General features: G+C 40.6%; 4 protein-coding genes and 1 pseudogene. 3 read left to right on the top strand and 2 right to left on the bottom strand.

The features are described 5' to 3' along the window. Positions 1 to 601, top strand: a pseudogene (locus tag WAM07_RS15910) (arginine decarboxylase); the annotation flags it as partial. Positions 602 to 642: 41 nt separating this feature from the next. Here WAM07_RS15910 and WAM07_RS15915 read toward each other — a convergent pair. Together WAM07_RS15915 and WAM07_RS15920 are read right to left on the bottom strand one after the other, a co-directional pair. Continuing rightward, positions 643 to 753 (bottom strand): GapA-binding peptide SR1P, encoded by a 111-nt coding sequence (locus tag WAM07_RS15915; RefSeq protein WP_087946068.1) that lies wholly within the window; start codon positions 751 to 753, stop codon positions 643 to 645. A gap of 201 nt (positions 754 to 954) precedes the next feature. Beyond that, the gene (locus WAM07_RS15920) at positions 955 to 1827 is read right to left on the bottom strand and encodes a polysaccharide deacetylase family protein (RefSeq protein ID WP_422168401.1); all 873 of its coding nucleotides are present in this window, start codon (positions 1825 to 1827) and stop codon (positions 955 to 957) included. Positions 1828 to 1969: 142 nt separating this feature from the next. Between WAM07_RS15920 and WAM07_RS15925 the strand changes: the two genes are divergently transcribed. Both WAM07_RS15925 and WAM07_RS15930 read left to right on the top strand, forming a co-directional pair. Next, positions 1970 to 3037 (top strand): FUSC family protein, encoded by a 1068-nt coding sequence (locus WAM07_RS15925; protein ID WP_422168403.1) that lies wholly within the window; start codon positions 1970 to 1972, stop codon positions 3035 to 3037. Positions 3038 to 3087: 50 nt separating this feature from the next. Beyond that, positions 3088 to 4635 (top strand): glycine betaine uptake BCCT transporter, encoded by a 1548-nt coding sequence (locus tag WAM07_RS15930; protein ID WP_422168404.1) that lies wholly within the window; start codon positions 3088 to 3090, stop codon positions 4633 to 4635. Positions 4636 to 5085 lie beyond the last annotated feature (450 nt).

Here is a 5085-nt window from a genome sequence, read left to right on the forward strand (position 1 = left end):
TGCTGATAGTGCGCGTAAAAGCCTTAATCAAATTCCATCTATCTATTGTCCAGGAGACGAAATTTTAGCCAGTGATGCAACACATGACTATGACCCCACAAAGCTGATCATCTCTGTCAAAAATTTAGGCATCTCCGGGTATGATGTGGAAGTATGGTTAAGAGAAAACTATTCCATTGAAGTCGAGCTTTCAGACTTATACAATATTTTATGTATTATCACTCCTGGAGACAGAGAAGAGGATGTTGAACGGCTAATTGAAGCTTTAACAGACCTTTCCGAGCAATCCTCAGGGACAGTCGAAACAAAGGAAATAGTGGTCAAGGTACCTGACATACCGGTACTTTCACTCTCTCCCCGTGAGGCGTTTTATGCGTCGACAGAAGTATTGCCCTTGCGCGATGCTGTAGGACGGATCAGTGCAGAATTTGTAATGGTTTATCCACCAGGTATTCCAATTTTTATACCCGGGGAAATCATCACGTCTGATAATATTGCTTATATACATGAAAATATTCAAGCGGGTCTCCCAGTGCAAGGTCCTGAAGACTCAACCCTTGAAACGATTCACGTCATTACCGAACAGAAAGCCTTCAAATAAAAAAGCCCGCTGCTTTTCCGGCAGCGGGCTTTTTGCGTCTTTTATTTTTCCGTTGTATGGCACGTAGGGCATGTGCTGTAAAGGGTAGATACCTTTTCATTTTCGTAGTGTTCAATCACTTTTTGACAGTCTTGACAAACAATTGTACCCATTAACAACCACTCCTTATAATTTGTAATCGCTTTCAATGTACATTCATTTTAATATGGCACAATCTAAAAATCAAGCCCAAAAGTATAACATTTTTCAAAATGTGCCACACTAATGAGTTATACTCATTTCATATTATGTTTTCGATGCGCATAATAGTCCATTAAAAAAAGGATGATCGAGTAATCATCCTTTTTTAAATATTATTTTGGTGTCTTAATGAGAGCAGGATCCAGCAGGTCATAACCTTTACTTCGAAGTCCCTTGACAATGTCTCCAAGAGCATCTTTAGTCCATTCACGATCATGCATAAGAAGGTTGGCGCCATTGCCCAGCAATTCCGTATTTACCATAATATCCGCCAGGTTATCGGCATCCATATATTCTTCATTCCAATCGTACCCATAGGTCCAATTCATAAGCAGCATCTTTTCTTCAGCAGCTAACTGTTTGGAGTAATCCGTATTTTGACCAAAAGGCGCACGGAAAAATTTTGGACGTTCGCCAATGATTTCTTCAATTTTATCATTCAATTCTATGATCTCTTCTTTTTGTTCTTCTTTCGATAAGTCAGGTAAAGAGGCATGGGTCATCGTGTGGTTCCCGATCGGGAATCCTAATTCGTGAATTTTTCTAAGCTTTTCTTTCCCTTCTTCGGAATCAATAAAGTGGCCGTTTACGAAGAATATAGCAGGAGCGTCCGCTGCTTTTAACGTTTTCGCCATTTCCACTCCATGTTTATCCGGAGCATCATCTATCGTTAAAAGAGCTACTTTAGGATCAGCATCTTTTATCGGTTCAAACCCCCAGTTACCAGTAATCTGATACTGAGCTTCTTTGGACTCTTCAGGTGACACTTCGGCAGTCGCTTCTTCTGATTTCTCGTTTTTCTCTTCTTTCTCAACATTATTTTTTTCTTCCTTTTCTTTATTAGCTGAATCTTCTTTCTCATCTGTCTCCTGCGTTGTCTGCTCTTTATTCTTCTCTTGATCTTTTTCCCCGCCATCTTGACCATTTACACCGCCGCAAGCAGCTAACACCAGAATCATTACAAAAAATATACCCAATCGTTTCATAGTAGTCCCTCCACTGTTATGTATTTCCAACTACACTATTATATAAGAAGAATGTGGATTTCGGCTATCGTTATATAGAAATTTAGGTTATAATATTTAATCGTTAACCTTTGGGCAGTTATTAAAAATTTAGGTGGTATGTATGTTTCAAAAATTGAAGCGTTTTAAAATTTTAGGTGGACGTACTTTAAAAACGGGGATTTCAGTATTTTTAACCGCACTAATTTGTGGTTTTTTTAATTTGCCTATCGTTTTTGCCGTCATAACAGCCATTGTTACAGTTGAGCATACGGCTGCTGATTCGATTAAAAAAGCGTTGGTACGCTTCCCTGCCTCTGCTATCGGGGCTTTGTTAGCGACCGTCTTTTACAGTTTCCTTGGCAAGGGAGCTTTAACTTTTGCACTGGTAGCCATGCTGACAATAGCGGTCTGCCATAAATTAAAACTGGATGACGGAATTATTGTGGCCACTATTACAGCCACTGCTATGATTCCTGAATTTCAAGACCATCATATTGTTTCGTTTTTTAGTAGATTGGGTACTACTTCAATTGGCATCGTTCTTTCGACCCTTGTAAACTTTTTCCTTTTACCACCTAACTATTCCCCCATGATTTACAAAAATATTAATGATTTGTATAATCAGGCTGGTGTCCTGCTCCAGCGTATAATATCAAGCATTACTGCAGATTCTAAAGAGAAAAATCGTGGGATTCAAAAATCCTATCGCCAGTTGACTGCCCATCTGGAAAGAACATATCAGCTGTCTCAATTCCAAAGAGAAGAGTGGAAATATCACAGACATACGAAAGAAGAAATGTTAGCCTTTCAATTTTCTCAGAAGAAGCTCAGAACTTTTCAACAAATCGCTTATCATCTGGGGAACCTTCAGTATGTAAATACAAAGGCTGCAGATTTTACGGAGGCTGAAATCGATCTGCTTGAGGGGCTGACTGAGAATTATGTTAAAGTACTGCAAGATCCCACTCATACTATTAGTGAAGATCAGTTTACAAGGGTCGAAAAGCTGGATCAAGTCTTTTGGAAATGGAAAGAAGAGCATGTGCAACGGGACTCTAGGTACAGACACCATCTACCGCAACAAACTATTCTCATTTATGAACTATTATGTTTTCATGATGTACTGGAGGAACTTCAAAACATGTCTCATAAGCAGCAGAAATTAGTCCATGACTGCTATGGACAGTAACACTTTTTTCCAGAAATGCTGGACAAATAATGTAAGAAGGGATGATCAAAGTGAAACAGGTTTCAAAAGTATTCTACATTTCAGTAGTTGTAGCACTACTATTTATCGCTTGGGGAGTCATCCCTGAGGAAGTGCTTCCTACTTGGAATTTAAGTAACATAACATCTAATATTCAAGGTTTCTTGACCGATAAGTTTGGCTGGTTCTATCTCTTATCAGCTACTGGTTTCCTCATCTTCGCTATTTATTTAGTCTTTTCTAAATTTGGTAAATTGAAATTAGGAAAGCCTGATGACGAACCGGAATACCCATATATCACATGGTTCGCTATGTTGTTTAGTGCAGGTATGGGTATCGGGCTAGTATTCTGGGGAGCAGCAGAGCCGCTTTCCCACTTCCATACTCCACCTGTTATTGGACAAGAACCTGCAACGGAAGAAGCCGCACAATCAGCCATGAAATACAGTTTCTTCCACTGGGGCTTACACCCTTGGGCATTTTACTCTGTAATTGCTCTTGCACTTGCTTATTTCAAGTTCAGAAAAGATGCGCCAGGCGTGATCAGTGCTGCTTTAGCTCCTTTATTAGGGGAGAAACGAGTGAAAGGTCCACTAGGAACACTGATTGACTTTATTGCCGTATTTGCGACAATCTTTGGTGTAGCTACTTCTCTAGGTCTTGGTGCTTTGCAGATTTCAAGTGGACTGGCCTATACCTTCGATGGGCTACAAGATACGTTCACTCTGCAATTAATCATTATTGCTGCGGTAACCGTACTGTTTATGACCTCAGCGATGACTGGTTTAAATAAAGGAATTAAATACTTGAGTAATACCAACATTGTGTTGGCTATTCTCCTTTTGGTCTTTACGCTTTTCGCTGGACCTACGAACTTTATTATGGATTTCTTTACGACCACTTTCGGTTCGTATGTACGGGACCTTCCATATATGAGCTTCCGTCTGACACCATTCGCAGAAGATAGTACTTGGGTCAAAGACTGGACCATATTCTACTGGGCTTGGTGGCTGTCCTGGGCTCCATTCGTAGGAACCTTCATTGCGCGTGTTTCTAAAGGCCGTACGATCCGTGAATTTATTTTAGGTGTACTTCTAGTACCAACCGTCTTTGGTGCTCTTTGGTTCTCCGTATTTGGTGGTACAGCCATTTCTCTAGAATATTTCGATGGCGTTAACATCATATCCGATGTAAATGAACTTGGTACAGAGGTTGCTCTATTCTCCATGCTAGATCACATTCCTCTAGGCGGGGTTATGTCTATTATTGGTCTTCTATTAATCAGCACATTCTTTATAACGTCAGCTGACTCAGCTACTTTCGTTCTTGGAATGCAAACGACCAATGGCAGCTTGAACCCTAAAAACCAAGTGAAATTTACCTGGGGTGTTATTCAAGCCGGAGCTGCTGCCGTACTTCTGTGGCAAGGTGGATTAGGCGCCTTACAGACAGCAGCCATTATTTCAGCTTTTCCTTTCACCATTATCATGATTCTTATCTGCTTCTCGCTATATAAGACATTTAATGAAGATGCGAAAGAAGCTGGACTTAAAAAGAAAAAAACAACTAGCGGAAGTTAACTTCCCCCCTTTATAAAGGTTGCCAGACCGTCGAGACTCTCTCGACGGTCTTTTTTATCTTCATTTATAAAAGGTATTGATGGATGCTCAACCCAAAAAACCACTTACTTTGCTTCTTATTTCCAAGGCTTAATCCTAACTACTTATTTTCCATAAAAGGCAGTTGGAATTGTTATAGTATGAAAATAGCCTCATGGTCGCATGTTTTTCTCATCTCTTAATTGGTTGCCAGTTTCTGATTCGGTTGGGTCCGTAAGGGGACGATGAAGACTTCTAGGTTAAAAGCGGAAGCACCTTGGTCAGTGGCGTATGGACTGGACGGACAAATGTGGAGGTGCCTTGTCCAGCCTCGACAAGCTTAAGAACGACCATGAAAGGAAGCGCCCTTCTTCCTGTCATGGTTGGACTTAAGACCTCGAGAGGCTAGGCACCAAAACTAGCCTGGAGCTG

The sequence above is a fragment of the Halobacillus sp. genome (genome assembly GCF_049282395.1).
Classification (GTDB): domain Bacteria; phylum Bacillota; class Bacilli; order Bacillales; family Halobacillaceae; genus Halobacillus.

Excerpts from the sequence above, each read along its gene's own strand:
- WAM07_RS15915 (WP_087946068.1), bottom strand. The coding sequence starts at position 753 with ATGGGTACAATTGTTTGTCAAGACTGTCAAAAAGTGATTGAACACTAC.
- WAM07_RS15925 (WP_422168403.1), top strand. The coding sequence starts at position 1,970 with ATGTTTCAAAAATTGAAGCGTTTTAAAATTTTAGGTGGACGTACTTTA.
- WAM07_RS15920 (WP_422168401.1), bottom strand. The coding sequence starts at position 1,827 with ATGAAACGATTGGGTATATTTTTTGTAATGATTCTGGTGTTAGCTGCT.